This is a genomic window from Mesorhizobium sp. WSM4816, assembly GCF_055811535.1.
Map to the genome: position 1 here is coordinate 1 of NZ_JBVVQR010000014.1, position 25,878 is coordinate 25,878.

At 57.9% G+C, this 25,878-nt stretch carries 23 protein-coding genes and 2 pseudogenes; 6 read left to right on the forward strand and 19 right to left on the reverse strand.

Annotated elements, in window-relative coordinates; translation table 11 throughout:
- Positions 1-235 precede the first annotated feature (235 nt).
- Complete coding sequence (locus AC0L3H_RS16590; RefSeq protein WP_473586183.1) at positions 236-484, reverse strand: DUF982 domain-containing protein; 249 nt, start codon at positions 482-484, stop codon at positions 236-238.
- 1,532 nt (positions 485-2,016) lie between these two features.
- Positions 2,017-2,382 carry a low affinity iron permease family protein gene (locus AC0L3H_RS16595; RefSeq protein ID WP_473586184.1) on the reverse strand — a complete coding sequence of 122 codons (366 nt, stop codon included), beginning with the start codon at positions 2,380-2,382 and terminating at the stop codon, positions 2,017-2,019.
- 188 nt (positions 2,383-2,570) lie between these two features.
- Here AC0L3H_RS16595 and AC0L3H_RS16600 point away from each other — a divergent pair, with 188 nt between their 5' ends.
- Positions 2,571-3,053, forward strand: coding sequence for a pyridoxamine 5'-phosphate oxidase family protein (locus AC0L3H_RS16600; protein ID WP_473586185.1), 483 nt, complete (start codon positions 2,571-2,573; stop codon positions 3,051-3,053).
- Positions 3,054-3,737: 684 nt separating this feature from the next.
- On the opposite strand, the gene AC0L3H_RS16605 is transcribed toward AC0L3H_RS16600, so the two are convergent.
- Entirely contained in the window at positions 3,738-4,199 is a 462-nt protein-coding gene (locus tag AC0L3H_RS16605) for a hypothetical protein (RefSeq protein WP_473586186.1), read from the reverse strand.
- 493 nt (positions 4,200-4,692) lie between these two features.
- Here AC0L3H_RS16605 and AC0L3H_RS16610 point away from each other — a divergent pair, with 493 nt between their 5' ends.
- Entirely contained in the window at positions 4,693-5,631 is a 939-nt protein-coding gene (locus tag AC0L3H_RS16610; RefSeq protein ID WP_473586187.1) for a Crp/Fnr family transcriptional regulator, read from the forward strand.
- A gap of 213 nt (positions 5,632-5,844) precedes the next feature.
- On the opposite strand, the gene AC0L3H_RS16615 is transcribed toward AC0L3H_RS16610, so the two are convergent.
- The 11 genes and pseudogenes from AC0L3H_RS16615 to AC0L3H_RS16665 all read right to left on the reverse strand — a co-directional run bounded on the left by AC0L3H_RS16615 (position 5,845) and on the right by AC0L3H_RS16665 (position 17,765).
- The gene (locus AC0L3H_RS16615) at positions 5,845-6,210 is read right to left on the reverse strand and encodes a response regulator (RefSeq protein WP_473493167.1); all 366 of its coding nucleotides are present in this window, start codon (positions 6,208-6,210) and stop codon (positions 5,845-5,847) included.
- Positions 6,211-6,316: 106 nt separating this feature from the next.
- The gene (locus tag AC0L3H_RS16620) at positions 6,317-9,067 is read right to left on the reverse strand and encodes a PAS domain S-box protein (RefSeq protein ID WP_473586188.1); all 2,751 of its coding nucleotides are present in this window, start codon (positions 9,065-9,067) and stop codon (positions 6,317-6,319) included.
- Positions 9,068-9,501: 434 nt separating this feature from the next.
- Positions 9,502-10,104 carry a hypothetical protein gene (locus tag AC0L3H_RS16625; RefSeq protein ID WP_473586189.1) on the reverse strand — a complete coding sequence of 201 codons (603 nt, stop codon included), beginning with the start codon at positions 10,102-10,104 and terminating at the stop codon, positions 9,502-9,504.
- A 22-nt stretch (positions 10,105-10,126) separates the two neighbouring features.
- Positions 10,127-10,882, reverse strand: coding sequence for a DUF4142 domain-containing protein (locus tag AC0L3H_RS16630; RefSeq protein ID WP_473586190.1), 756 nt, complete (start codon positions 10,880-10,882; stop codon positions 10,127-10,129).
- A 148-nt stretch (positions 10,883-11,030) separates the two neighbouring features.
- Positions 11,031-11,339, reverse strand: coding sequence for a hypothetical protein (locus AC0L3H_RS16635; protein WP_473586191.1), 309 nt, complete (start codon positions 11,337-11,339; stop codon positions 11,031-11,033).
- Between the two features lie 27 nt (positions 11,340-11,366).
- Positions 11,367-11,662: pseudogene (locus AC0L3H_RS16640) on the reverse strand (DUF1236 domain-containing protein).
- A gap of 578 nt (positions 11,663-12,240) precedes the next feature.
- Positions 12,241-12,534, reverse strand: coding sequence for a hypothetical protein (locus tag AC0L3H_RS16645; RefSeq protein ID WP_091591761.1), 294 nt, complete (start codon positions 12,532-12,534; stop codon positions 12,241-12,243).
- A 319-nt stretch (positions 12,535-12,853) separates the two neighbouring features.
- Positions 12,854-13,654, reverse strand: a complete 801-nt coding sequence (locus AC0L3H_RS16650) for an endonuclease/exonuclease/phosphatase family protein (protein WP_473493268.1) — start codon at positions 13,652-13,654, stop codon at positions 12,854-12,856.
- Between the two features lie 153 nt (positions 13,655-13,807).
- A complete protein-coding gene (locus AC0L3H_RS16655) occupies positions 13,808-15,268 on the reverse strand; it encodes a phospholipase D-like domain-containing protein (RefSeq protein ID WP_473586192.1) in 1,461 nt (486 codons plus the stop codon).
- A 188-nt stretch (positions 15,269-15,456) separates the two neighbouring features.
- Positions 15,457-16,053, reverse strand: a complete 597-nt coding sequence (locus AC0L3H_RS16660) for an ATP-dependent DNA ligase (RefSeq protein WP_473586286.1) — start codon at positions 16,051-16,053, stop codon at positions 15,457-15,459.
- 569 nt (positions 16,054-16,622) lie between these two features.
- Entirely contained in the window at positions 16,623-17,765 is a 1,143-nt protein-coding gene (locus AC0L3H_RS16665; protein WP_473586193.1) for a helix-turn-helix domain-containing protein, read from the reverse strand.
- Positions 17,766-17,995: 230 nt separating this feature from the next.
- Here AC0L3H_RS16665 and AC0L3H_RS16670 point away from each other — a divergent pair, with 230 nt between their 5' ends.
- Positions 17,996-18,298: a hypothetical protein gene (locus AC0L3H_RS16670; protein ID WP_473586194.1), complete on the forward strand. Its 303-nt coding sequence runs from the start codon at positions 17,996-17,998 to the stop codon at positions 18,296-18,298.
- 1,019 nt (positions 18,299-19,317) lie between these two features.
- Here AC0L3H_RS16670 and AC0L3H_RS16675 read toward each other — a convergent pair.
- Positions 19,318-19,635, reverse strand: coding sequence for a hypothetical protein (locus tag AC0L3H_RS16675; RefSeq protein ID WP_473586195.1), 318 nt, complete (start codon positions 19,633-19,635; stop codon positions 19,318-19,320).
- A 141-nt stretch (positions 19,636-19,776) separates the two neighbouring features.
- Between AC0L3H_RS16675 and AC0L3H_RS16680 the strand changes: the two genes are divergently transcribed.
- A complete protein-coding gene (locus AC0L3H_RS16680) occupies positions 19,777-20,628 on the forward strand; it encodes a LysR family transcriptional regulator (protein WP_027153958.1) in 852 nt (283 codons plus the stop codon).
- Positions 20,629-20,642: 14 nt separating this feature from the next.
- On the opposite strand, the gene AC0L3H_RS16685 is transcribed toward AC0L3H_RS16680, so the two are convergent.
- The 3 genes from AC0L3H_RS16685 to AC0L3H_RS16695 all read right to left on the reverse strand — a co-directional run bounded on the left by AC0L3H_RS16685 (position 20,643) and on the right by AC0L3H_RS16695 (position 22,503).
- Positions 20,643-21,461: an ATP-binding protein gene (locus AC0L3H_RS16685; RefSeq protein WP_473586196.1), complete on the reverse strand. Its 819-nt coding sequence runs from the start codon at positions 21,459-21,461 to the stop codon at positions 20,643-20,645.
- Positions 21,462-21,568: 107 nt separating this feature from the next.
- Entirely contained in the window at positions 21,569-22,093 is a 525-nt protein-coding gene (locus AC0L3H_RS16690; RefSeq protein ID WP_473493176.1) for a plastocyanin/azurin family copper-binding protein, read from the reverse strand.
- Positions 22,090-22,503, reverse strand: coding sequence for a DUF5602 domain-containing protein (locus AC0L3H_RS16695; protein WP_027153955.1), 414 nt, complete (start codon positions 22,501-22,503; stop codon positions 22,090-22,092). Before AC0L3H_RS16695 ends, AC0L3H_RS16690 begins: the two co-directional genes overlap by 4 nt.
- Before the next feature lie 430 nt (positions 22,504-22,933).
- Here AC0L3H_RS16695 and AC0L3H_RS16700 point away from each other — a divergent pair, with 430 nt between their 5' ends.
- Positions 22,934-23,458 carry a PTS sugar transporter subunit IIA gene (locus AC0L3H_RS16700; RefSeq protein WP_473586197.1) on the forward strand — a complete coding sequence of 175 codons (525 nt, stop codon included), beginning with the start codon at positions 22,934-22,936 and terminating at the stop codon, positions 23,456-23,458.
- Here AC0L3H_RS16700 and AC0L3H_RS16705 read toward each other — a convergent pair.
- On the reverse strand, positions 23,370-23,765 hold the full coding sequence (locus tag AC0L3H_RS16705; protein WP_473586287.1) for a winged helix-turn-helix transcriptional regulator: 396 nt from the start codon (positions 23,763-23,765) through the stop codon (positions 23,370-23,372). The two genes, AC0L3H_RS16700 and AC0L3H_RS16705, sit on opposite strands and share 89 nt — an antisense overlap.
- 429 nt (positions 23,766-24,194) lie before the next feature.
- On the opposite strand from AC0L3H_RS16705, the pseudogene AC0L3H_RS16710 reads away from it, so the two are divergent.
- A pseudogene (locus AC0L3H_RS16710) lies at positions 24,195-25,843 on the forward strand (alpha/beta hydrolase).
- Positions 25,844-25,878 lie beyond the last annotated feature (35 nt).

Below are 25,878 nucleotides of genomic sequence, written 5' to 3' on the forward strand. Positions count from 1 at the left end.
GTGGGCATCATCGGTCGGATGAACTCAAGCCGGCCGACGCCGGTACTTACAATTTTACGCACCGATTCGATTCTAGGCTCATCCGATTTGATGGCTAGGAGAACGGACCATGACCATTTTACTAAATTAGCGATGACGCATGCAGCGGCATATAGTTCGCGTGGCCGGCGACCCAAACGCCCCCGCTGGCCCGGCGGCCCGATCGTCGCCCCCCAGGTGGCTGTCGGGCCGTCCCTTACTCGGGCGAGAGATACATCTCCGCCTCCTTAGCGGCAGCCACGAAAGCCTTTCGGATCACGTGAGGGTCAATCGGATTGCCCTCCAGTGCTGACAGGCAGAGGGTCCACGCCTTGTGCCAGCGAGGTCCTCTCCGGGTCCACGTCTTGAGCTGCTCAAGGGCTGCCCTCGCATTATTGCAGCCATGCCTGGCACCTGCCGTTTCAGTCTTCACGAACACCGGAGGGACGAACCAAAGGGTCGCCATGATATCTCCTACTCAGGCGAGAGATATACGCTCGCCTCCTTGGCCGCCGCCTCAAAGGCTTCACGGCCCTCTTGGGGCGACACTACGTCAACGCTTGATTGGACCGCTTTCGTCCATCTTGGCCCCTTTGTGTCCCACGCCACAGTTCCTCGGGCGGCTCGCTCGACGGCTGACCCCATGGCGAATGACCGGACGGTCGCCTTCACTTAGACAGGGGGAGAAAACCAGAGAAGATGAGGGGCAAATTAGGGGGTGCTCAGATGTTGGTAGAGGGCGAGGATAACTGGCGCCGTAGATTGGACGGCGACTACTCGCCTGCATCGGAAGTCCCGCCGCACCTTTCGGCACGGGCCTATCAGGTGCGGCCCCAAGGAGTCGGTAAACCGCAATTTAGTATGCGCTTAATTAGTTCCGATTTTAACGAATCGTTGACCGCGCTGTCCCAAAATAGGACGGCGCGGTCACCCCAAGGGCTGCGCAGGCGGCTCCGGCAATTCGCCACCCCGCGCTACTGTCGGAGCCGCTATCAGACTCGCCAAAATACCAGCAATGGTTGAATCAACTGTTACCGCACGTGCTTTCCAGTGCGTGTTCCCAGTCGTTAGACTTTGATGGAACGGGGCCTCGCCTCGTCCGGCCCTCCTGCCTTCATGGAAACTCGAGGCGCTATAGAAAATACCTGCCAGCGAGGGCGTACCATGCCAAGCCCAACATTGAGAGCACATACAGAACCAGGAACGGCACCACGGACGGAACCACAGACGGATGGCTGTCGAGGGCGGCGTCAGCTTCTTCCCATTCCTCAACCAGATTGCGATCCCGCCTGGCCTTCTTGACCGCCAAACCGTCCGGCCCAATTTTACCGTCGGTCTCTCTCGAAATTCTTTTCTTGATATCGGCTAGGATCACTGGATCCTCGGGCAGGTTGCCCGGAAACCACTCAGGAAGTTTGTCGCCATCGTTCTTGTCATGGCGCCAACAATGTTCTCTGCCTCACTTATGTTCCAAGCTTCTAATGTAAATTTTGACCAAGACCCGACCCCAACGGCGCGGGAAGGGAAAGGGCGGCTGTCGGGGAGCGACACAATCAACCGTCAACCAGCCACCCAGACAAGCAGTGCGACGCCGATGGCGTAAGGAACCAGAACAACTGCCACCGCGACCCAAAAAGCCTGGATCTGCCAAAACGGCCATTTCGCTGAGAAGTTGCTTCATGCCCGCGAAACGCGCACTTGCGCCCCTGGTGTTCCGTGCGAGTAATAAAGTCCGCGCCTCTGGCGGAGAGCGCGGGCCCCGATCGGTGCATCTCCGATCTGCAGCAATCTTGAGAGGGAACCAAGACCATACTGCACGTCCCGAACTTCCGGCCATATGTTCCCCTTGCAGGCTCACCAGTTCGCCAATTCCGGATTTCACTTCGCTGAGAGGCGCGGCTTGAGCCGCAAGAGCTGCGGTCGCTGATCTCAGCTCGGGTCATGCGGCCTTCCGCTTCTGCGCTTCCCGCGGCCAGTGCTTGGCAGCCGCTGGCGTAATTAGGCGCCACGGACTCCCTCGTGCTTAGCTTCTTGATCAGCCGCCGCTGCTTCCAATTCAAGCCGCGCCAAATGGGCTTTGATCTCCTCAGGCTCGGCGTGCTCCAGCCCGACGACATTGTTCCTCGTTTCCTTCAATGCAACGATGATCTCGTCGAGCTTCGCATGGATGGCAGCGGTGTCGCGGGAACCCTGGATCAGTACGACCCCGGTAATCACTATCGCAGCTACAGAAAGCGCATAGGTGATTACGTTTGTGAGCCCGAAAGGAACCATCGCAGTGCAGGCTATCATCGCGGCGAGCAGCACATAGAAGCCGGGCGGACGGGACAGAAAGTCGGCGATCACAAAGAGAAATCGGTTCATGCGAATCCCCAATAAGCCACATAATCCCGATTGGGGCGGCATTTCGGGTGCCGTCAAGGCGCCCTGCTGATGGCCATGTTCGTCGTCACGCCATCCTGATCTGCGGCGGGCCAGATTCTGCCTGTTGCCTGCAGAGCTTGGAACCACGGCAGACGCGCGGCGTTTGGCGTTCTCACAGGAGAGAAGCCATGCCCGACAACGATGAGGAATTCAAAAGCAAGTTTTGGGATTCGATCCGTTCCGACATGACGGCAATGATCGGCGTCCCGGGCGTCCACCCTCGACCGATGACAGCGCAGTTCGATGGTGACCGCAACGTTATATACTGCTTCACAGCGAAGGACACCGACTTGGCCGAGGCCGTTGCATCTGCAAAGGAAGCAACACTGGTCTACACCGCCAAAGGACACGACCTGTTCGCCACCGTCGAAGGCACACTGAGGATCGACGATGATCGGGCAGTCATCGACCGATTGTGGAATCGCTTCGTCGCCGCTTGGTTCGAAGGAGGCAAGGAAGATCCAAAACTCTGCTTACTCAGGTTCGATCCTGCGGACGCCGAAATCTGGAAAGATGCATCCAGCATCGTCGCCGGGGTGAAACTTTTCCTTGGGATGGGCGACCCGAAAGCGGACTACAGGGACAGCGTGGCACAGGTTCGCATGAAGTAACCGGGCCTCTAGAACGGGACCTAGGCGAGGAGTGCGCGGCGTTCCTTTTCACTGCCGACCGTGAGCAGCCATTCATGCAGCGCACCATTCGGCAACAGCTTTCACGTGTCTGCGGACAGGGAGTGGTCCGAGGGAGGAGTGAGGATAGTGGTCGAAGTGCCAAACGTCGCTTCCGCACGGTAGCGAGTGGCTGCACCTACACGTTTTAAACCGTCGGGCTCCAACAGGATGATCTTTCTCGGGTAGCTTAGGCGCCCTGTCCGGAGAAAGGCTTGTCGCTCATCCTCGCAGGATGGCAAGGAGCGCCGGGCCACTCGCTGGCAACGATGCCTATCACGACTGACTTAGACGTATCCTGTTTTCAGTGTGGGTAGATAGACTCCCAGTGAGCGGCGCAATCTCTTCCTCTCCCCAGTTGTTGGCTTTAGTGGCTATGATGGGCAGCATCGGCAGATTCGATTCCTCTGCGGATGACCGTCCCTCTTTGAGCGCCGTAATCTCGTCATCGCGTCATTCGATGCGGCTTTCCAGATTGGCGATGCGCTCGGTCAAAAAGTAGCGCCCGACAAGGAGCCTCCTCCTGCAAAAAGGACGGCGAACGTAGCAAAAGCTATTGGGTTGGCCAGCACCAGCGCCGAGTTGATTTGTAGAAAATCGAATAGGTCCTGCATCCTTCACATCCTTTCAGTTCCTCGGCAGCTTATGAATCTCCAGCCGAACCGGCCCTCCCCGCTCGCAACTCGTGCAGAAAAGTGCCCTTTCGACCGTGCTGAAGAGCGCGTCCCTGCCGTAGCGCCTGATGAGGGCCGGCGCCTTGACCTCCGCATGGTGCGAGCAGTTTCTGCACCAGGCGCGTAATGTGTGCCATCCGCGGAGATCACCCAGCGATACGTCCAGCCCGGCATGTATACTGCCCTCAACGATGGTCTGCGGCAACACTGTCGGCTCGCCGGGGGTGATGATCTTTTCCACCACATGCCGGCTGTTGTAGTGGATCAGGAGCATGCCGGGTCGACGCCGGATGGCGGTTTGCCAGGCCGCTTGGCTGACAAATGAGTCCGGCGATCGACAGATGGTCTCGACAAGCGCTTTCTCCTCGCGGTCCCAAACCTCGATCCGGAAATTGTCCTCCGCTGTTGTTGCCATGGCTAGGGTCGCGCCTTATGCCAGCCACGAGAAAAGCCACTCGAGACCGCTGCCCGCGACAAGGCAAGCTCGCGCTCGAGTTCAGCATTCCGGACAAGCACGTTCAGCAGGGCAATCACGGAATCGCCTCCTGCCGCAGCTATGGCCTGCTGGGCAACCAGTTCCAATTCAGAAATAGCTTTCCCGGCTGGCGCGTTTTGGCGCTTTCCCATAGCCCATCCTGCTCTGATGCATCTGAATAAGGAACATATTCCTCGTCAGTCAAGGCGGTCAAGCGTGGCATAATGCTGCGAGAGCTGTGGGGCGATGTTTAACGCCAGGATCGAAAGAAGCAGCAAAACAGCTGCTCGATCTCAACCTGGATGGCCAACTGCAGTTCTATCGGGTGAGTCGGGACGTAAACGCGACCGTCAAAGACCAGAAATCGAACCACAGCCAGCACATGATCGATCCGATAGCACTGCTATGAGCGAAGAACTGATCCGCGTCCCCGTTGCCCGTCACGCGCCCTGGCATTCAACACCATCGGTGCGAGCATACCGGCTGCGGCAAGAATGCAGGATGGGGATTTGCCAGGCCGAGGCAGACGCCGCACTGGTTCTGTTTCGAACACCGCGGCGAAGGGAGCGGTATCTTTGACGAGGAAAGCAACCGCGATGTATCCTGTGAGATGACTTCAAATCCACTCGTTTCCAAACTTGAGTACGGTACCACGCTGAGCGATGAGGACCGCGCGCGGCTGGAAAAGCTTTGCGAGCACACGGTAGAGGTTTCGGCGCGCAAATCTATCATCGAAGAGGGAGATAAGCCCGACAATGTGCATCTCGTTATGGAAGGTCTGGGCTGCCGCTACACGCTGCTGGAGAACGGCAATCGTTCTATAACGGCGTTGCTGCTTCCGGGAGACTTCTGCAACCTGCATGTCGCTATCCTTGGTCAGATGGATCACGGCATCGCAACGTTGGCGTCGTCTCGCATTGTGAAAATTCCCCGGGCAACGATCGAAGACTTGATCAACAACCCGCGGATCGTGCGAGCTCTATGGTGGTCGACTCTGGTTGACGAGGGAACGATGCGCGCATGGCTGGTCGGCTCGGGCCGCAGGCAGGCCAATCGCCAGATGGCGCATCTTTTTTGCGAATTGCTGGCACGCCTGGAGGCGGTCGGCCTTGCCGACGAAGGAAAATTCGACTTTCCCGTCACGCAGGAGGATCGCGGGGATATACTTGGAGCTTCAACTGTGCACGTGAACAAAACGCTCAAGGCACTGCGGGAGAATGGGCTTGTCCTTTTCGATGGCAAGCGTGTGACGATACCCGATCCGACCAGACTGGCCGAGTTTGCCGAATTCGACCCCTTATATCTACATCTGAGAAAACGCCACACCCAAGAGACCGTCGCGCCTTCGGCGTACTTAGCGGATCGTGCGTGAATCCCACGACTTGAGATGCCCGCGGTCATAGCACCTAGCAAGGTCGAGACGCAGCTCGCGATCGCGCGCGCAATGATCCAGGCCGGCCGGCCGTTTTAGGTGCGTGATAGTCGACTGCAGGGAAAGCCTAGATCACGGCGCAAGAGACGCGCTTCTCTCAGGATCGAGGCACGATCAAGCCCGATCAGCGATGCAATGTCTACGTGCGGCGGATCAGCCTTCTTCGCCGAGCTCCTGAAAGCCCTTTTGAATGGCTTCGATCAGCATCGCTGTCGAGTAGGGTTTCTGAACCCACCCGAGTGGTCTTGCCGCTTCGGCCCGAAGCTTTACGTCGCGGTCAGCGTGCGCGGTCGCAAAGACGCATCGTATACCGTAATCCCGGTATAGTTCCAACGCCGTATCTATTCCGTCCAGCTTGCCAAGCAAGCGGATATCCATCAGGGCAATCGCAGGCCGAGCCGAACGCGCAATTGTGATGGCCTCCTCGGCTGTGCTGGCTATCCCAGCCAGCACGAACCCGGCGTCGCTGAGGCCTGCCTCGACGTCAAGCGCAATCAGGTAGTCGTCTTCGACGATCATTATAGATGGCTTGCCGGAAAATCTCGCTTCTGAACCGATCTCATCTTCTCTGGAGAAGACCAACCGAGGTCTGAAAGTCCCGCTGGAATCCCCCGTTCGGCTCGTCTCAAATATTGCCGTTCTTGACTTCAATGCCGTTCTCCCCCGGGGCCTGAGAAAAAATCACCACGCAACGAGACGGATCTCGTGCCACTTCCAACGTTCCACGAATCTGTCGCGCCAAACCCTGAACGAGCCGCAAGCCCGACGAGGAATGACGCACGGCACCCAGATCGAAACCTGGACCTTCATCCTCGACCGTCAACACCTGCTTTCGACCATTCTGCCTAATGCCAACCCGAATGGTCGCGCTTGCCTTGGCCGTTGATCCATGTTTGACCGCGTTGATCAAAAGCTCATTGACGATAAGGGCAAGCGGCATCGCGATATCGTTCGGCAATTGGATGGGATCGGCGTTGCAAACTAATTGAATGTTCGCTGGAAACATGAGCTTCGCGGTTTCGCAGATCGCCTTGAGGAACAGCGGTGCGCTGAAATTGGAGGCGTCTGGCGTGTCATACAGTACGCGTTGGGCCGCAGCCATGGTTGCGACCCGTTTGCTTGCCTCCTCCAGCGTCTTGCGGGCTTCGGAATTTTGGCTCTCTCTCGCCGCCACCGAAAGCAAGGACCTCAACATCATCATGTTGTTTTTAACGCGATGGTTGAGTTCGTTGAGCAGGACTCGCTGTTGTGTTTCGGCTTGCTTGCGCTCGCTTACGTCGACAAGCATGTTAATGCCGCCAATGATTTTGCCAGCGGCATCACGCATCGGCGTCGGATAAGGAATGAACGGAATCCGGGTGCCGTCCGGCCGCTCGGCGATCGCCTCAACTCCCCGAACCGGTCGCCCTTCGCGAAGGGAAACAGCCATTGGGCACTGGTCGTGAGGAAGCGGCGTTCCATCAGGCCAATAAAGCTTCCAAGTGACGCACCATTGATCACTGCCGATCACCGGTGTGCGGCCCGCGAGGTGCACCGCGGCTTCATTGAAATATGTGATCTTGCCGTGCTGATCGGTTGTATAGATTGCAGCGGGGATGGCGGCGAGCAAATCCTGAAGGTGGCGTTGACTGTCGCGCACCTTTGCTTCGGCGATTTTTTGCTCAGTTATATCCCGAGCAATTTTGGAAGCACCCACGATACTGCCCGTTGCATCTCGCACCGGCGATATTGTGAGAGAAATATCCACCAGGGACCCGTCCTTGCGGCGCCGGATCGTTTCAAAATGATCGACAAGCTCACCGTTGCGTATGCGACCCAGAATTAAGGGTTCCTCCGCCCGTCGGTCCTGGGGGATGATTATTGTAATGGGCTTGCCTACTACCTCGGAGGCTGAATAGCCGAACAGGCGCTCAGCACCCTGATTCCACGTTAATATGATTCCATTTAAATCCTTGCTGACGATCGCGTCATGGGAAGACTCCACGATCGCCGCCAGCCTTTGAGCGGCATTTTCGCCCTTTATGCGCTCAATGCCGAAACCGAGCTGACGAGCGATGGTTCGGGCCACTTCAATCTGCTCTTCCGAATAATTCTGCGGCTGATCGAAGTAGGCCATGAACTTGCCGAGGAGTCTTCCACCTTCCATAATCGGAACGAAGCAGACCGCGCCTATACCTTCAGCCCGGATTGCCTGTTTTAACTGTTCCGGAAAATCCGCTTTCTCTGCATCGCCGACACAGATGGGCTGCGGATTTTGGCTCTCCGTTGACCAAGGCGAGTGTCCTTCTACCGCTACGCGATAAGTATCCGATAGGCCGCGCCAGGCCTCAAACCTCATGTGTCCGTTGCTATCTAACAGCAGTATCGAAGCACGCTGGCATTGAAGCGCGCGTTGGATTGCATCGAGCGCCGGCTCATACATGTCCTCTCGCGTGCGTGCATGCTGCAGCATTTCGGTGAATTGATGTATCGCGGCCTGTTGCTCGGCCCGTTTGGCAAGCGCTGCCTCAATCCGCTTGCGCTCGCTGATATCGTGCTGCACCCGTACGGCATAGCGAAACTGCCCGTTGCCGTCGTGAACGCTTGAGGAATTCACAACAGCCCAAACAATTGACCCATTCTTGCAGACAAACCGCTTTTCCATCGTGTAGCTGTCAATTTCGCCAGCCACTTGCCGTCGATACTTCTCGCGATCTGCTTCAACGTCGGCGGGAAAGGTGCGATCGAAAATGGATCGTCCAATCAGCTCTTCCGGTGTGTAGCCCAATAGTTTGCATAGATGGGAATTTACCCGCAACAACTGGCCTTCGGCGTCTGCTTCCACCATTCCTGTGCCAGCGTTCTCATAAGTGATGGCAAGTCGCTGCTCCTGTTCGCGCATCAGCTCTTGCGCCTTGACCTTTTCGGTCACATCGATGGTGATACAACGCGTATTGAGGAAGCGGTCGCCTGCTGCGCGAACGTTGGATGTTATTTCTACCCAGCGGATCGAACCATTTTTGGCGCGCAGCCGTGCGCGGTAGTGTTGAATTTGCTCCCGCCGGGCAAAGCGGTTCAATATGTCTTCGATCGCTTCCGAATCTGCATGAAATTCGCGAATGTTGCGGCCTACATATTCCTCGGCCCTATATCCTAAAGTTTCCAGCTCTGCACGATTGGCGCGCAGAATGGTCCCGTCTTTCCCCACCAAGTGGAGTGCGAGTGCGGCATTCTCGAAGAAATCTTCGAACTCATTGGTGAGGAAGGGATCATCCGAAGCCTGGAATTCGCAGCCCCTCTCGTCCAAGAGCGATCCTGCTTCACCAAGATCATCAGGAAAAAACCCCTGTTTCATGTATTGCCTTACTCCCAAGCGATCAGGAATGTTCGGAGCCAAGAAAAGTTCCCAGAAACTCGGCCTTCGAGTAGTCCCAGGCTGTTGCGAAATGTACAGCTTATCTAGACTCGGGAGCACGACGCCCGAGCAACTCCGGAGAGATTGCGCCTGCGGCAATCGGCCTCCTTATGTTGAGGTGTCCGTCGGCATTGAGGAGCGTGTTTCTTTCGCCGCCGCCCCTCGCGGTCTGCAGGCCGGCGCGCTGGCAAGCAGCTGGCCTCCACCATCGAAGATGACACCGTGGAGGCCATCGCCTGCCGCCTCAATTCCGGAGAGGCAAGCAGGCACCGGATGATCGAGGTCGGCACTGGATTATCGACGGGCTGGCGGAATGCGCCGCGTATCGGCAGACTCTCAGGGGAAATCGTGCGTGGAAGTGATACCACTTAATAACGAACTCAGCCCCGCCAACGACAGTTGGCGGGGCTTCTCGATTAAATTCGGTTGTTGTTCAGGGCGCGGTCACGCTCGATTTCATCGGCAGTATAGTCCTGGGCGGCGGCGTCAAACCCGGTCCAACCGGCCGCCTCATAGTCCCTGCGGCGTTCGGCTAAGTCGACCGATCTGGATTGATTGAGGATTTGCTCGGCGCTCGGCACAAGCTCGTCCGCAACTTTGGCCGTAACCAAAGTCCCGCCACGGCGGACGCCCTCTGCGTAAACATGGGCATCGCTTTCGGGCACGCCGGAATCCGTGAGTGCTCCGATGATCCCTCCGGCAGCACCGCCGACCGCAGCGCCAGCAAGTGCCCCCGCGGCTGTGGCAGCAAGCCATCCCGCCGCGACCACCGGTCCGACGCCTGGAATGGCCATGATGCCCAGCCCTGTCAACAATCCGCCGGTGCCACCTACCACTGCTCCGACTCCCGCGCCACTGGCGGCATCCTCACCGGCCTCGGAGCGATCGTCATCGTACCAATCGTTAGAATTGCTTGCCACGATGCTGATATCGGCAGCCGGGACTCCCGTTGCTTCCAATTCACCGACGGCTTTGGAGGCGTCGTCGTAGTTGTCGAACAGTCCAGTTACTGTTTTCATCTCGGTCTCTCCCTTGAAATGTTCAGTTGCTGCCGGCAATGACGTTGCCTTGGAAGTCGAGCGCCACTGCGGTGTTTTTCCCATCCTTGCTCGCCTGACCGCGCCAGATGCCATGGTCATCCTTGGTGAGCTTGGATACGTTCGAATAACCTGCATCCTGGATGCGACTCTTGGCCTGGTCCTCGGTAAAGCTATTGGCGCCGGGAATAGGAGCGGCGGCATTGGGCGTGTCCGTCGGTTTGACAGCCGGCGTTGTTGAACTCGTTGCCGAGGAAGGGTCGGTGCCGATTGTTGTGGCGATCTTTTCGATCATTTCCTTGTGCATTTTGAGCGTCGGCAGTGTCTCCTGGGCGAACGCTTTAAGCGGAGCGTTGTCGCCGTCTTTCGCATATTCCTCGAACAAGGAAACCGCGTCGGCATGAGCGCTACGCTGCATCTCGACGTAAGACTGATCGAGCGGTGCGTTGCCGTCCTGAAGTTTCTGCAAATCGGTCCGATGGGGGGCGTCCAGATCGGCGGGGATCTGCAGCTTCTGCTCGCCTGCAATCGACTCTAGCTTGGCGTTAGCCGCACCGTGGTCGTCGATCATCTTTTGTGCGAAGTCCTTGACGTTTTGAGCACTTACCTTGTCTTGGGCGACCTTGCTTGAATCAACCTCGAACATCCCGCCGACAGCGGCCTTGGTGACGAAATCCTGCGCTTTTTCCGCCGTGAAGGCGGGCGTTGCGAATGCGATAGCAGTAGCGGTGGCCAAGCAGGCCAAGTAACTCGTTTTCATGAAATCTGTCCTTTTAAGCACGGCTGTGCGATCGCGGACTAACTACGGCACACGGGCTTTGTTCCGACGAAAAAGCGATATAGCGGGAAAGATTGGATCAAGGTGATCGGCATGCCTGCCTGAAAAGCTAGCGCATCTGCAGCGCCTGCTAGGTTTTCTCGCCGTTCCGGGTTGTCTTCGCTTTTGATGCCGGCGCCGCAGGAAGAGCAGCCTTCAGTCGCTGCTCCCGGAGCCGAGCTGTCTTTGCGTCTCGTGCCGTGCGCTCGACCTCGATCAATTCCCGCGCAGCATCTGACGTGCGCTCCTTTCTGTCTTGTTTTTCTTTATCGGTGAAGGTTTGCCTTTCCCGCATTGTTGTCCTCTTCTGACGGAACGGCGCGGTGTTGCCGCCCCGAACGATTGTCGCCCTTATCGTGTTCCATCCGGACGACAAAAAAGCCGCCGCACTTTTCAGCACGGCGGGCTGTGCTCCCAGTCGCTTAGATCATTCGATGACTTTGACGATCTTGCGTGTGCCCGGGTCAACGACAACTGTCCGGCTGTCGACGACAACGGTGCGTTGGTGTTGGGGACTTCATGAAGTTCGACAGTCTCGGGCAGGGTTGAGCCGAGATTGAGCTCCACTCCAGGGATTTTGACTGATGCGAGCGGCTGCTGTTTCACGTATTCCCTAATGACCGTCTCCTGTTCAGGCGCGATGACAACGTCCTGAGCGATAGCGGTGCCGATACCTGCCAGCAGCAGAAATCCCGCGGCGAAAGTGGAAAGATGCATTCTCATAAGTGCCTCCCTGCCGGCAGTTCATTGCGATGGCCAAAACTGCTTTCCACCAGCCGATAACCCTGTCGAGGAATGCAAGGGCAAGATTGCACGCCGGCTCCGCCGGTCGACCAGGTCCGGCGACTGAAGCATCAGCCGAACACCCCAACTACGAAGGTGATCGCAGATTCGTGGAGAAGGTTGGATTTCAGGTCCTCTCCCTCCGCCATTTGCCGTTGATTTATCTAAGTGGGGTAGCTTACGCGATCAGGCTTGACGCTCTGCCCTGCCGCGCGATGCTGAGTACGGCTTGGGGGATCATTTGCTTACCCGCGGTGGGGGGAACATGACTCCTGAGTTCTTTGGGAGCTGGCTGCTCCAAGTAGCCGTGATGCTTTGCGTCGTTGCGGGATTGGCAATGACCATCGTTGCGGTTCGCACTGGATGAAGCTCCATTGGTTTCGTGATGATCGGCTTTGCCAAGGCGAGGCCGATACGAGTACATGCTGTCATCGATGGTCGAGAAGATCCTGACCACGTATCTGCGGGAAAAGGGCTACCTGCCGAAAGGCGCAGCAGAATAGCTATGCTCGTCACCGTCAGCCGGGAGGAGTGTAGAGCGGCTCTCTGCATCGATGAACCAAGCACTGGCCATCGAGCGTCGGCACGAACCCTACCGCTGGGATTTCCGACCAGTCGCACGCATTGCTGTACCGGCGGACGTAGAGGGCATAGGTGTTCGGGCCGGTGGTCAGCACCGCCGAGCCATGGCTCTGGATTAGCGCCTGCGTCTGTTGGCAGGTCATGGCGCGGGTGTCCGGCCTGGCCTGGGCGAGGGTTGTGAAGGCAAGCGTGACCGCTGCCGAGGTCAACGCAATCCGGCGAATGGACATGACGAGACTCCCATGATGAGCCATTTGGTAGACAAACTCGCATGTCGCAGGGCAGCTGTGCAATGGCGGCCTCCAAATCGGAATTTCCGGACTGGAGCAAACCGCCCGCCCCGTGCGAATTGACGGCGTGCCGCTGGAACTCGCAACCAAGGTTTCGATTGCATCAGCTTTAATTCTCAGCCAAGTGGAGCACGCCCCCGAAGGCTCGCCAGGCCCAGCGACCTCCTCCGCAACCAAAGCCGCAGGGCCGCCCCGCTCCGCCAGTCCGGCTAGAGCTTCCCTTTGAACCGATCTCCATTCAAGGGGCTGGGCAGCCACATCACAGGCGAACGAATCCTATAAGCGGCAGATGATCGGAGGCGACCCGCGAAAGCGGCGTGTCATGGGCTTCGACGGATGAGATCATTCCGTGTCGATTTGCCATGATCCGGTCGAGCGACAGCAGCGGCAGACTCGATGGAAAGGTGGGGACCGCCGGTGGCGCGGGACCGAAAGTCGTGTGCAGCGTATTCAGCGCGGAACGGTTTCCGAGTCGCCATTCGTTCAAATCGCCGAGCAGCAGTGTTGGTTTTTCGTCCGGTCTGTTCATGATTTCGAGCACGACACGGGCCTGTTCGGAGCGCGATCGGCGCAGCAAGCCGAGATGGGCTGCAATAATGCGCAGAGTTCGTTTCTCGTCCAGATCGATTTCGGCAACCAGGGCTCCGCGCGGCTCCAACCCCGGGAGCTTTATCTGATGGACATTGCGAACTATGCCCCGTTTGAAAAGCAGAACGTTGCCGTGCCAGCCGTGTCCTTTGCCGTTTCCGGACACCGGCACCGGCACCAGGCCTGTTTCCAATTCGAGACGCAGCAGATCCAGAAGGCCGGCACGATCTCCAAAGCGATTGTCCGCTTCCTGCAACGCAATGACATCCGGGCCGATTTCCCGGATGACGCGAACGATTCGTTCGGGATCGAACTTTCTGTCGACGCCCACGCATTTGTGAACGTTGTAAGATGCGACCAGAGTCCCCGCAGGGCGTGTCCCTTCGGACGGCGCAGCCTTCGCCTTCTGCTTCTTTCTGTCGCGAATGGATTTGAGCACACTTGCAGGAAAGCTCTGTCCAGTTCTTTGCATGAGTCTGCTGCTCGTCCTCACTACCTTCAAGACTTAGCTTTGTCTCACTCAAACAGGATCTGCAATCGCTGCTTCCTGCCCTGACGAGATGCGGCGCTCGAAAGGAGCGATGGCTGCGTCGCCCGAATTGCCGCGGGCAGAACGAGAAAGCCTCTAAAGGTAGGGCGATCCCAGCCACAACACTCGGTCGAACAGGCGAACGATGAATGGCCGGGCTCTCAAGGTTTCGATCGTTACAGACGTGGCGGAGGCGATTGCCGATCCGATCCGCGCTTCAATCTCCGCGGCAAAGCCTGCATCAAGAACCTCTACATCAATCTCAAAATTCAGCCGCAGGGACCGGGCGTCAAGATTGGAGGATCCTATAAAAGCCCAAACTCCATCGACCGACAGCAGCTTCGAATGATCGAACGAGCCCTGCGTGCGCCATACGCGGCAATAGTGCTTCAGGACCTGATCGAATTGCGCCGTCATCGCCCGGTCGATAAGGAAAAGATTGTTCATCGCCGGTACCACGATGTCGATCTCGACGCCTCGCCTGGCTGCGGTCGTCAGCGCGCTGATCAGTTCCCGATCCGGCAGGAAGTAGGGCGACATGATGCGGATCGATTTGCGGGCGACGGAAAATGCCCCGATCAGCAAGTTGTGGTTCGTTTCGATGCTGGCATCCGGCCCGGATGCAACCGCCCGCGCCAGCATCGGTTGACCGGGAGCCGCGGGAAGCGTGGCCACTTGCCAGGTGTCGCCTTTCAGGAACTCGCCGCTCACGAAGCGCCAATCTTCGGCGGCAACCGAAAAAAGGTCGGCCACGACCGGCCCGGTGACCTGAAAATGCGTGTCCCTCGCGCTGGAGGAGCCGGCGAACTCGGCTGAGAATCCCTTTCGGATGTTCATCCCTCCGGTGAACGCAATCGTGCCGTCGACGACCAGGATCTTCCGGTGCGTTCTGAGGTTGGCGTAGGGAAGACGCAGGCCCATGACAATGTTGCCGTTGAAGAGGTCTGCTGTGATTCCTGCCTCTCGCAGGCGCCCAAGAATGCTGGGGACGGAGTAACGCGCCCCGACGGCATCGATCAGCACGCGAACGCTGACACCCCGCTGGACGGCTCCGGCGAGAGATTCCACGAAAAGTCGCCCGACATCGTCATTGTCGAAGATGTAGGTCTCGAGCAGGATAGCGCGTTGAGCACCATCAATCGCTCGGCACATTGCGGCATAGGCCTCGTCACCTGTCTCCAATATCGCAATCGCGTTTCCCGAGGTCAGGGCACGCCGGGCCACCCTGTCGCCCAATGTCTTCAGGCCGGTGAAGCGTTGGCCGTACCGCTCGGCAATCAATTCCTCGGCAGCAAAGTTGCGCTCATGTTTTGCGGAAGCCGCCTCGCTGGAAGGGGGCCGCATGGCGCTGATCGTGGCACGACGGATGCGGTTTATGCCGGCAACGGCGTAGATGATCGCGCCGAGGAATGGCGACAGGAACATCACGCCGACCCAACCTGTGGCGGCGCGGACGTCTTCCTTCGTCATTATGGCGTGGACGATGCCGATGGCCGCCATCAGCACCGAAATGATCGCGAGGATCTGGGGCCAATGAGTCATCAAGGTCTGCAACATCGCCAAGACTATCCAGCGAGCTGTTGCAGAACGCAATGCAGCTCATTGCCGGCGTTGATACTCGACAGATCCAAAAGCGAAGAGCGCTGTCTCCTATGGTGGTAATCTTGCACGATCCTCAAATCGGTGAGGACACCCCATGAGCCTGGCTCGTAAACGCCCCCAACTCGGGAGTCGGCTTCTTCGAATTATTTGGTCTTCAGCCATGTGTTCGACAGTCCGCTCCTGTAGCGGCTGTCGGCACGCTTCGAGATGATTCCCTTGAGCCCGATCTTCTCGACGGTGCGGAAGAGCGCCAGCGCACTGCCCTCGAAGTGTTCACTGTATTGGATCTTGCCGAGGCCAGGCTCAACCAGTTGCCATAGCGCCTGCTTGCGCTGCAGCAGCGGCAAGGAGACTAGATCGCGGCCGTCGAGATGGAGCATATTGAAAGTGACGAACACCAGCCGGCTCGGCTCGTTCCAGATCGCGGCTTCCAGCGCAGGGCAATCGGAAGCGCCCTGCTTGCCGGGAACAATGACTTCGCCGTCGAGAATGGCAGTCCGGCATGGCAGATCGACGGCTAGTGCGATGGGCCAGTAGTGCGTGGTCCAGTCGCGGCCGTTCTTGCTGTATAGACGCACACCGGCATTATCGATGATGATCTGGGTTCGATAGCCGTCGAGATTGGCCTCGTGGACCCAGCCCTCATCTTCAGGCGGCCGCTCGATCCGAGTCGGGATCTGCGGCGGAAGAAACCTCAGCCGGCCGCCAACGACCTTGGCACGCTTACTCAATGACGCCACCTTTGACCGCGCAGCGGCGGCTATCGGCACAGGCAGCACGACATCTCCCCAACATGATGCCTGCCACCTGTGCCGAGCCCCCGCCAAGCCGCCGAGCCCCCGCCAAGCATTGCAAGCATCTACGCACGAGCCCGATCTGTCGTTGGCTTTGCATCCTAATACTTATCCCGGCGTACATATCTTGCTCGGCGCGGCGCTCTTGCACCGTTCCCGACCGGCTAATTGCTGTCCGGGATCGCCGCCAGCCTACGCAGCCCTTTGCTGGTGAGATAATCCGGGCTAGAGCGGTTCGTCATTTCAAGGAACCGCAGAACCGCTCTATCTCTTTGTTTCTTGACTTGGCAAGCATACGACTCGCGGTCTCAACAAGTGTCTTATGCTGCGTAGTTGCAATGTATGCTCCGCTGTGATGCGCGGCGACATCGATGAACAGTCGGTTGATAAATCGGGGATCGGCTATAATTGATGGCGCGGTGAACGCGACACGAAAATATTCTGGTACATGAGGCGGCTGATCTTCCCCGCCCTGTTTTAAGCCCGCCCCACTTCAACCATCCCCGATCTTGTACTCAGCTTCCGAGCGCTTTGAGCCAATGTTCAAAGGAAGAGGCCCCCTCGTGTCCGGCATGCGAAACAGAGTGGGCGGGGCGCGGTAACACCACGGAGCTTCGGACTTCGCGGGGGCTGTAGCCGAATTCCTTGCTAAAAGCTCGGCTGAAATTAGCCGCTGAACTAAACCCGACGGCTTCGGCAATATTAACAATGCGCCGGCTGTCCGCCGGATCGCTAAGCGCAACATGGGCTGCCAGAAGTCGGCGGTTTTGTATGTAGTGGAGAACACCACCGCTCGGTTCGAACAACTGATAAAGACGAGTACGCGAGACGCCGAGCGCCCGGCACACTGAATCCGGCGTCAGATGAGCCGCATCCAGATTGTTGTGGACGTATCGACGGGCTCGCTCCATCAGCGCGACACTCACCAATTGTTCGGTGGCCGCGGCATGTTCCGCCGGGGGCGACAGGCAGGCAATGATCATGCTGCGTGTTGCGTGCACGATGCGGGGCAGATCGTCAGCCGTGAGACTGCGCAGTCTTGCTTCGATGTTCTTGAGGTAGTCGAGCAAAAGGTTGGCAAAGTTGCCGGACAGAATTGAATTATTCGTTGCGTCCAGGGTTGCCGCCGCATCGGCGAACAAATCACGCGGCAAATAGAGAAAGAGACTTTCGGATTCCGTTGCCCTCCCCCGAAACGGGTAGCCAAGCGATCTAATCTCCAGTTTGCCCGGCTGGTTTTCCGCAACGCGGCGATCGACCTCCGTCCACGACCGGCCAGTATGCGGCAAAGCGATATACCAGTGATCGATTGAGCTGGACCGAAGCTTCGCAGCAGAACGCATATAACTATGTGCCGGTGCGCGCTGTTGAACGATCAGCATGCCGCCGAGGTTCCAGGCCGTGTGGTCGGCGGGAAAGCCATCGTCGAGCGATTTGTCATCCGGCAACTTGATCTCGACAAGCGGAGCCATATGCGTCTGCCAGGCGACGAATTGATCTTCTGGCGCCAGTTCGAGCGTCGAAAAGGGCAAAGGTTCGAGCGCCGGCGCAAGTGACGGGGCAGCCTCATTGTCAGGTTGAGCTTCGCGCGGCCAACGACGTCGATCGCGCTCAATCGCCTGTCTCGCAAGCGCCTTGTCCTGCCTCTTAGCGTCCATCGCGTAGTGCTGTATCCGATTCCGGTATGCCCATCGCAACCGCAATCATGTGGTGTATCACAGGCATCTGGCAATAGCAGCGGAACGCGAGTCCACAGAGAGCCATCACGCTTGGTTACAGCAAGAAAATGCATTCCGAGATAAGTTTCTGGATGCGACGATAACGACACTCTTCAACGTGGTGCGTATAGAGTCTGGCACGGTGAAAGCGTAGTTGAGGAGGCAACGAAATGAACGCAAACCTCAAAACAGAAGCTCGTCGCAAGAGAATTCTTGATGGATATTTTAATAACGAACCTTTGAAAGTTATTGCAGCCAAGGTCGAATGCTCACTGGCGAGTTTGAAAATCACCGCCAGTAAACTCAGTTGCGCACGAACTCCGAAAGAGGCGGCGGAATTTCGGCGAGGATTTCATGTCCCAGAACAAAAACTGCGAGACTACCGCCAATTTATGATTGCTGGACACTATAGAGCGCGCGAGTGCGCGCTGATTTTGGGACTATTGAAAGATCAATTATCGGTCAGCGAGTAAACTTATTCCAATCACGCCTCAGCGGTTCATCGGCAAAAAAAGTCCGCCGCAAAGGCAACAGGCCCTGAAAGGTTCGCACGGATGCTGCGTCGGCGTTTCAATCGCACCTGCCTCAGCCCTCATGATCTGGCTATTTGCGAACGCGTGTTCGATCAGGTTTGCGCAGATGAACACATGGACTCTTCAAGCCGGGATGCCGAGGCCTTAGCGGTGGCGATTGTCGCAATCTTCCGAAACATTACTACCAAGGAGCGCGAACTGCTGGATGAATTGAGGTCTCTTCGTCTCTCAAAGGGCGCAGAGAAGGCGCACTAGCTTGGCGGCTTTCCCTGACGAATTGTTCGCGTTAGCACAGCCGGATTCGCATCTGCATTGCCCCATTGAGTCCCGCCAGAGTGTAGCCACAGCGCTTGCGAAGGAGATGGAAATGGGTTTAGCCCAAGACTTGTCTGATGTTGCGCTCACATTCGATTGTCCGGATTGCTGGCATCCGGCGGTAAGGAAGGGCTCTGCGCTAAGAACGATCGCGCACTTCAGATGCGACGGGTGCAACGCCAAGGTACGGATCACCTATCCGCAGAAGCTGACGATCTTCGAAAAGTACAGGTCATTAGCCGCCCAAGGGGCATTGCGATAAGACGATCCGGAAACGCGTCGCCAATGGCGGTGACGCGGACCAGATGCAAAAGGTCGATGCCCTGGTGGGTCTCGCTAAAGAAATGGCCCACCGGCAACTGGCCGGGTTAGAAAGCCCGGCAGATAAAGCGTGGTTGTGGTCGTGGAGGTCTCGCCCGAAGTTCCGCTCGTCGTCTGGGCAAAGGAAAGGCCGGCGGAAGGCGCCAACACGGCCGAGGTCAGAACGTTCGTTTCGTATTCCTTTCTCCTGTCTTAAGCGCACGACGCGCTCACAAACCAGCATGCAGACTGAAGGAATGTTCCACTGATGGGGCTCACCCTCGGAATCGTTCCGCGTGCCAGTGGATCTTGCCGTCAGGCCGGCGTGATCGTGAGATCCTCGCTTACTCGAACATGATCCGAGAGGTTCCTCTTTCTGCGATCGACATTCTCCGAGCTTCTTGGATCCGCTCGGCTTGTTGTTTGGTATAGCGACCCATCGGCCAGGTCTTTTCATGGCCGCGGCGAACCCGACAGTACCAGTGGCCGCTGTCAGAGAAGATCTCAACCGAGGTCGGTGCATCGTTGGCCGCCGCCTTGGCGACTTCGCTGATGAATTTCACGACCTTTGAATGGTGCCGGGCGGGTGCAACCGTGCGCAAACCACTGGTGACGCTAAGTTCCTGCTGCACTGGGGACATGGTCGAAGTCCTGTCGGTCATTTGCTTGCGCTCCCTCCCACCGGCGCTGCGCAGCATTCAGCGCAGAGCTGGGTGGATAATCTCGAAGCCTATTGCTCTGACTAGCTATCTAGCAAACGAAATTGATTGACATTTAAACGCAATCTTTATGCTATATGTTTTATGGACATTGAACTCGCCCGGACTTTCATCGAGATCGTTTCGACAGGGAGTTTCATTCGGGCATCGGAGCGCTTGAATGTCGCCCAGACGACCGTAAGCGCACGGATTCGCAACCTCGAGCAGCAATTGGGCCGCGCGCTTTTTGTTCGCCACAAAGGCGGAGCTTCTCTCACCCCGGCCGGTGAGCAATTTCTGCGCCACGCCCCGATGTTCGTCCAACTATGGCAACGCACCCTTCACCAGGTTGCCGTGCCCCCGGGACGTCGAGCTGTTCTGACGGTCGGCAGCGAAGTCAGCCTAGCGCAACCTCTTCTGCTCGATTGGGTCCGATGGATGCGCGGGTCGCTTCAGGACATTGCACTTCGAGTACACGTCGATGTGCCGAAGGATTTGATCAATCAGGTCGCGTCAGGAATGGTCGACTTGGCTATCATGTACGCGCCCCCCCACAGACCGGGTTTGAAGATCGATCTGCTTCTGGAGGAAAAACTCGTCCTCGTGACGACCAATTCCGAAGCGCGCCTCCTGGACGAATCCGATTATGTTTATATGGATTGGGGGCCGGATTTTGAACTTCACCACGGGATGAATTTCCCGAGTGCTGCGCCGGATCTTTCTTTCGATCTCGGTCCGCTCGCACTGAGCTATGTTCTTGCGACTGGCGGCTCCGGATATTTCAGGATGAGTTCTGTGCGGCCTCACATGGAGGCCGGCCGGCTGCACCTTGTGCCTGAAATGCCGCAGTTCTCCTATCCGGTTTACGCGGTGCAATCCGCAAGTGCGGACGAGAGCGTGGTAGGTCCTGCCCTGGCAGGATTGCATTCCGTCGCGAGCGCCGACATCAAATTGTAGGAGTTGTTGGGCGTCTAAAGGTCCGCTTGGATTGACGGGAACAGAAGGTCGACCGTTGTTCCAATCCCTCGCTCACTCTTTATCCGGATCCGACCACCAACCATTTGCGCCAATGCCTGCACTTGCAACATCCCTATCCCGGTGCCCTTCTCACCCTTCGTCGTGAAGAAAGGATCGAACACCTTTCGCAAGACTTCCGGAGCCATGCCGCAACCACCGTCCTTGACGCGAACGCATGCGTAGGTTTCGGGCCCGGGCAGGTCAGGCGTCGGGGCCGTCTGCACCAATCGCTCAGTGGTGACGCGGATCTCCCCGCCACTTGGCATCGCATCTCGTGCGTTCATTACGAGATTAAGCACTGCAGAGTCGAACAGCGCCGGGTCGATCAAGCAGTTCGGGATATCGGAACCAAGCTCCAGCTTGACGCGGACATCGGGGCCTGCGCCATATCTCAGGAAAGGCTCAAAAGACCTGAGGAATTCATTCAAATTGCCAGCGTGGATTTCGAGTTCCTGATGTTTTGCGAAGGCCAGTACCAGTGACGTCAGTTCGATACCTCGATCGATTCCCTGCCGCGCTGCAGCAATGTAGGTCCTCACGCTTTCGGGCTCCTCGGCTCTTATTTCGGCAAGCCTCAGGCCGGATCCGATGACTGCCAGGAGGTTTCTGAAATCATGGGCAATACCGCCAGTCATCTCGCCTAAGGCGGCAAGCCGATGTGTGGCACGCTCACGTTGTTGGGCTGCGGCCCGAGCACCGAGAGGCATATCTACCTGACGCTCGTCGCGCTTCGCTCGTGTTTCATTATCGTATGGAAACGCGCTGCCGGTCATGATGGTCGCCCCTATCAATCATTGACGACAAACAGGAAACTCGGGCTCCCATTCGCATCGTCGTTTGGGTTCTCCTGTTGCTGGTGTCATGCATCCTGCACGCATGCCTAGGCGCGCCGCACTATCCCTTTCGTCATGATGTCTTCGACCATCGGAAAGGCCTTGACGGCCTCTTCCGGTAGGTCTCCCTTCGCTCCGGTTAGCTCCGTCCAGTCATGCGCCTCGGGCTTGCCGACGACGATACGACCGACCATTCCAGCATGCTCATGCGGAATGCAGTAATAGTCATAGACCCCCTGCTCGGTGAAAGTAACCGAAAAGCTTTCGTTGGGCAGTAGATAGTCAGAATCCCAAGATTTTGCCGCTTTGGGCATGCGGAGCGGCCGCTCGAAGTTTGTGGGATTGTATGCCGTCGTCGTGTGCGAATTGCCGGGATTGAGATTGGTCCAGCGGATCGTCTGTCCTGGTTTGATCAGAATGCCTATCGGGTCGAACCAGACGTGTGAACCGTCGTCGCGCCCTTGCATCTTGACTTCGATCATCTCGCCACCCAACACGGCCAGAGAAGAGAGGGAAAGGGCGGCGGCGAGCCCGCCGCCAGCGCCCAGTATCTCACGACGCGTCAGTGTCATTTGGCGACCTGTGCCTCGTCAGCCGCCGAAACATGCCACAGCACGACATGGACATGCGGCTCTTCTACCCCCGGATGGCCGGCATTGTAGTAGACGTCCACATGGTCGACATTGCCGCCGGGTGAAGCGAGGTCGTCAAAACGCTTGTCCGGATTGAGGTCTTTGATCGGCAGCATGTAAATCGTGCTGACAAGCTCGCCATCGTGGTCATAGGCAAGGAATGGTCCGGCAGGCAATGTCGTCGGATCGACGAAAAGTTGGCCCATGCCCGGCAGGAAGTCGGGCAGTTTCACAAGCTTGCTGACCTGTTCGTAAGGAGCGGCTGGCGGAGCTTTGGTGACCTCATTCGCCGCCATGGCGCAAAGCGAACTGCCCACTGTCAAGGCAACTGCGAGGACGAGTTTTTTCATCACGGCATCTCCTGGTTGAAATAAAAATTGCGACGGCTGAAGATCTGGAAGTCCGTCTAAAAATTCGATTTTCACTTTCTGACACAACATGTTCGCGCCCAGCTAGCAAGCAGGAGACTGTTCTGTTCGTCAAACGAAAATAACTGGCATTTAAAAGCATTATTTCTGCTAGTCAGGCCCGTACCTGTTTTGCTTGATTTCAAAAAATCTTCCACTACCTCTGAATTGCTATGAATATTTTCAGCCTCAATTTCCGGCGGGAGCCTAAACGCCTCAAAACGGGCCATCAGCCCGGACGCGAGAGAGTTCGCGTCCGGGACAGCCAGCCTCATCTCCACTCCTCAGTCCACTGAGAATTCTGTCCTGCTTGACCAGTGCGGCTGAACGCTCATTTGCGATCGCGTCTGGATCGACACGGAGGTTGACCCTGATGATCTCCCCCATCCTGTCAGAAGAAGACATTTCGCTTGATCTTGTGACGAAGGGAAAGCAATCAGCCTTGTCAAAAATTGCGATCAGGATTGCTCGGAGAAATGGGCTTGACGAGCAGATGGTTATCCGTGGTCTTTTCGACCGTGAGTGTCTCGGCTCGACGGGCACCGGTCGTGGCGTCGCCATCCCCCACGCTCTGCTCGGTATGATCTCTTCGCCTGCCGCGTCTTTGACACGTTTGGCTCAGCCTATCGATTTCGACGGCCCGGACGACGATCCCGTCGACCTCATTTACACTATACTTTGGCCGGCCTCTGCCACGTCCGCCTTCCCCCCTGCCCTTTCCCAAATATGCCGGCTGCTTCGGGCATCTCAGGTTCGGGCGCGACTCCGACAGGCACGGACATCCGATGAGGCGTTGGCGATTCTCGAAGCTAAGCCGGTTCCGGCAATTTCCACCAATTTGCATACTTGCTGCTTCGAGCCTGGCGTTCTGGTGTCCAGGCACCTGAGCAATGCCTAGTCAGATGGCCCTGCTCGACCAGCGCCTTCAGTTGGTCCTTGATCGTGTTGCGGCTCGCGCCGCTGACCCTCGCGGTCTCGACCACCGTAGCCCGGCCATGTTCACTCGCCAGTTCGAGGATCGGGACCGATGACTCCGGCAGCGCAGCGAGCATGACCTGCTCGCGCTCCATCTTCTTCTCGAGGTGCTGTTTTTGGCGCTGCAAGGCCCGCAGGTAGAACTCCAGCCATGGGTTCCAGTCCGGCGCATCCACCGCGCGCAGCAGCAGCAGCGTCGTCAGGTGATGCCGCCATGGCCGTTTGTCCACCTGTTTCCATCCAATTGTCGTTCTGCGCAACGCCCCTAACAGAGGATGGCCGGAAGGGCCGTAGCGTAATCCAAGCGCACCTCCGCGCACATCGCTGGCAAGCATCGCAGAGCGCGGAATCGCCAGATATACAGTAAGCGTTTGTTAGCCTTGCGCTTTGTGAGTTGTGGCCTTTCTGTTCCAAACTCCGTTTCTAACCTCCACAAACGATGAAGCTCGGCCATCGTGCCGCGCTGCTCAGTCTCCTTTGACACGCGCGGTGAACGGCGAGCGACCGCACCCCTAAAGTTTGGAAAGACTGCTCCAGAACAAAGACTGCTCCAGATTGGTATCGAGTTCGTGGCGTCGCCCGCGCATGCGGGTTGCGCCGACGTATCTTGCACGGCAAGCTGCCTCGAAGCACTCCAGCGATCGCACGTGGCCGCTCCAATGAGGCTATTCTGGATCTTCAGGTTCTGGCGTTCCTTCTCAGCCGCTGGCCTGCTGATCGGAACACTCTTCTTTGCGGCCTCGCTCACCCCTTCCCTGCTTCCACGCACCTTTGTAACGCAAGGCGTTCTATCCGGATGCTCTTTCGCGGCCGGATATGGGCTTGGCGTGTTCGGGCGCTGGCTGGCCGACTACCTGGAGTTGCCCAAGCCCACCGGTCGCATCTTGCGGGCCATCAAACTCGTCGCTGCGGCCACCTGCATCCTGGTTGCCGTGGCGTTTCTCTGGCAGGCTTCGGAATGGCAAAATTCGATCCGGCAGCTCATGAGGCTCGAGCCGGTAGACACTGCGCACCCCCTGAAGGTCGGTCTGATCGCGTTGCTGACCTTCGTGCTCTTGATCCTCTTGGCGCGATTGTTTCAGGCACGTTCCTGTTCATCTCGCGAATGCTTGGCCGGATCGTGCCGAAACGCGTGTCATACGTGATCGGCATTGCCGCTGCGGCTGCGTTATTCTGGACGGTGGTCAACGGCGTTTTCTTCAGGTTTGCGCTCCATGCCGCGGATTCGTCCTTCCAGGCATTCGATGAGCTGATCGAGCCCGAGACCCAACAGCCGGCCGACCCCAGCAAGACCGGAAGCGATACCTCGCTGATCGAGTGGGATGAGCTAGAAAGGGCGGGACGGGAGTTCATCGCGACCGGACCGACGAGCAAGGGTTTAGGCTCGTTCCTGGGGATGGACGCGCGTGAGCCGATCTGCGTCTATGTCGGATTGCGGTCTGCGGAGACAGCCGAGGATCGCGCAAAGCTCGCCCTCGAGGAGCTCAAGCGCGTCGGCGGATTCGATCGCTCGGTGCTGATCGTGGTGATGCCGACAGGCACCGGTTGGATAGACCCTGCTGCAATGGACACCGTCGAATATCTCCACGGCGGCGACGTCGCGAGCGTCGCCATGCAGTATTCGTATCTCACAAGCTGGCTGTCCCTCCTGGTCGAGCCCGGCTATGGCGCCGAGGCAGCTCGCGCCCTGTTTGCGGAAGTCTATGCGCATTGGACCACGCTTCCCAAGGAAAGGCGCCCCAGGCTCTATTTGCATGGGCTGAGCCTTGGCGCCTTGAGCTCCGAGCAATCCGCCGAGTTGTTCGAAGTGATCGGCGACCCGTATCAGGGGGCACTTTGGAGCGGTTCGCCATTTCCGAGCAGGATCTGGCGTTCCGTCACCGACGACCGCGAGCGAGGATCGCCAGCCTGGCTGCCACGCTTCAGGGACGGGTCGTATGTGCGGTTCACGAGCCAGGAGAACGGCCTGGCGATCCCGGACGCACATTGGGGACCGATGCGGATCGTCTATCTTCAATATGCGAGCGACCCGGTGACGTTCTTCGACTACCGGTCCCTGTACCGACAGCCGGAATGGATGGCGGGGCCGCGCGGTTCCGACGTGTCTCCCGAGCTCAAATGGTATCCGGTCGTGACGCTTCTCCAACTCACCGTCGACATGGCGATGGCCACAACGGCCCCGATGGGGCACGGGCATGTGTATGCGCCGGAGCATTACATCGATGCCTGGATCGAAGTAACTGACGTTGGGGGATGGACCGCGGAGCAGATCGACCGGCTGAAGCTGGAATTTTCGCGACGGCGGTGAAGGGGCGCGGCTGGCGAAGGCCAGGCGCCTGGGCG